Source organism: Acidovorax sp. sic0104 (assembly GCF_019219095.1).
GTDB lineage: Bacteria > Pseudomonadota > Gammaproteobacteria > Burkholderiales > Burkholderiaceae_C > Acidovorax.
The window spans coordinates 1-2,305 of the sequence record NZ_JAHUWH010000039.1; the positions used below are offsets into that span (position 1 = coordinate 1).

2 protein-coding genes are annotated in these 2,305 nt (G+C 66.8%); one reads left to right on the forward strand and one right to left on the reverse strand.

Annotation, left to right across the window (positions count from 1 at the left end):
- A partial coding sequence (locus tag KW835_RS26540) for a methyl-accepting chemotaxis protein (RefSeq protein ID WP_218387743.1) occupies nt 1-916 on the reverse strand: 916 nt, incomplete at its 3' end.
- Nucleotides 917-1,192: 276 nt separating this feature from the next.
- Here KW835_RS26540 and KW835_RS26545 point away from each other — a divergent pair.
- A complete protein-coding gene (locus KW835_RS26545; RefSeq protein ID WP_218387744.1) occupies nt 1,193-1,990 on the forward strand; it encodes an alpha/beta fold hydrolase in 798 nt (265 codons plus the stop codon).
- The last annotated feature ends 315 nt before the right edge of the window (nt 1,991-2,305 follow it).

Genomic DNA, 2,305 nt, shown 5'->3' on the forward strand with positions numbered 1-2,305 from the left:
GCTCTTCCATCGACGCCGCCGTCTCCTCCAGCGCCGACGCCTGCTGCTCCGTGCGCGCCGACAGGTCGTTGTTGCCCGACGCTATCTGCGAGCTGGCCGACGCCACGCCTTCGGCGTTGCCGCGCACCGTGCTCACGGTGTTGACCAGGCTTTGCTGCATGCGCTGCAGCGCACCAAGCAACTGGCCGGTCTCATCCCGCGAGCGCACCTCGATCACGCCACTCAGGTCGCCGCTGGCCACCCGGTCGGCGGCTTCCACCGCGCGGGCCAGCGGTCGGGTGATGGAACGGATGATGGTGACGGCCAGAAAGATGGCCACTGCAATGGCTGACGCCCCAGCAATGAGCACGTCGCGCTGCAGCGCCCTGGCGGCAGCCTCGGCCTGCTCGCCCGCGTCCGCCGTGACCTGGGCCTGGAAGTCCACCTGCTCCTGGATGGTGGCCTGGTAGGCGCGCTGGACCGGGCGCAGCTTTTCTTCCATGAGCTTCAGGGCATCGTCCTTCTGGCCTTTCTGGATCAGGCCCATGTACTCGTCGCCCAGAGCCAGAAAGCTGGTGCGGTTCTGCTGCATGCGTGCAAGGATCTCCTTGCCCTTGTCGGAGCGGATCAGGCCGGTGATCACCGGCATTTCCTTGGCGATCAAGGCCCGGGCCGTGCTCACGCGCTCGAGCGACTGCTTGAGGATCTCTTCGGAGGTGAACAGCGCCAGGTTGCGAAACTGGATGGCCTGCACGTTCACCCCGTCGGCCAGGATGCCCATCGCCCTGGTGATGGGGATGCGCATGGTCACGATGTCGTTGAGGGAAGTGCGCTGGCTGGCCGAGTGCGCCAGCGCCACGGCGCCCAGTGCAGCCAGCAGCAACACCATCGCCGCGAAAGCGACCGCGAGCCGGGTGGAAATGTTCAGACGGTTCATCTGCTCCTCCTCAGTGAAAGCACGGATTGATTCTTGGATTTGCAACCTTATCCGCGCGCGCCGTCATCAGCCAGCACTTTTTGCCACAACGGCCCACCTCCTGCACCTGCACTCGAGGCCTGTTGTGGCAGGCGCGGGGGTGTGGAATTGGAGAGCTATCTCCACAGCCACACAGGAGGTGAACGCAAAAAAATGCTACCGTCACCGCACGCCCGTGCACCATGCGCGCCCCCGCCATCTGCGCCCCGTTTTCGCACCGTTTGGAACCACCGCCCCATGCCATTTTTCAGCAAAAGAAACGAGACCGACCACATGCCGCCGCCCGGGCTGCCTCTGCTGGCCCTGGAGCTGCGCGCCCCGTGGGAGTTCGGCGCCGTTCTGCCCGCCTGGCCCGTGCTGCAGCGTGCCCCGCTGGGAGACGGCCACACCGTGATCGTGTTCCCAGGCCTCACGGCGGGAGACGCCACCACCGTTCCGCTGCGCCGCTACCTCGATTCACGCAACTACGGCACGCAGGGCTGGGGCCAGGGTCTGAACCTGGGCCCGCGCGACGGCGTGCTGGAAACCGCCAAGCGGCAGTTGCAGGCCGCCAGCGACGCCAGCGGCCGCAAAGTGAGTCTGGTGGGCTGGAGCCTGGGCGGCGTCTACGCCCGCGAACTCGCCAAGGAAATGCCGGACCTGGTGCGCTGCGTGATCACGCTGGGCACGCCCTTTGCCGGACACCACCGGTCCACCAATGCCTGGCGCATCTACCAGTTCGCCAGCGGCCGCGACATCGAGCGCGAGACCGAAAACTACAACCTGCCCGAGGCGCCCCCGGTGCCCACCACCAGCATCTATTCGCGCAGCGACGGCGTGGTGGCCTGGCGCGGCAGCATCCAGGCGCCTGCAGCGCACAACCCGCACACCGAGAACATCGAGGTGGTGGCCAGCCACTTCGGCATCGGCCTGAACCCCAGCGCCTGGTGGGCCGTGGCCGACAGGCTGGGCCAGGCGCAGGACGCTGCGTGGCAAAAATTCCAGCGGCCCACGCTGCCAGGACTGCAGTTCGTCTACCCCGATCCTGAGCGGTGAGGCCTGGGGCTCTGGGCACGGCCCCACGGCCCCAGCGATTACCGATTACCCGACGTGCCGCTGCCCGGCCTGAAAAACAAAAAAAAGCACGCGGAGAACCTTTCTCTCGCGTGCTTCTTTTTTTGTAGCTGCAACCGCTTATCCAGAAAGCGGTAGCGGCCATTTTCGCGGAATGCAGGGGCACTCCCCCTCAGAAGCTCTCCCAGTCATCGTCCCCGCCCGCTGCCGGCGCAGGTGCCCGCGCCGGTGCTGCCGCCGGCCTCGGTCCTGCTTTGGGCGCCAGCCTGGGCGCTGGCAGGCTGGCTGCAGGCGCCT

Excerpts from the sequence above, each read along its gene's own strand:
- KW835_RS26545 (WP_218387744.1), top strand. The coding sequence starts at position 1,193 with ATGCCATTTTTCAGCAAAAGAAACGAGACCGACCACATGCCGCCGCCC.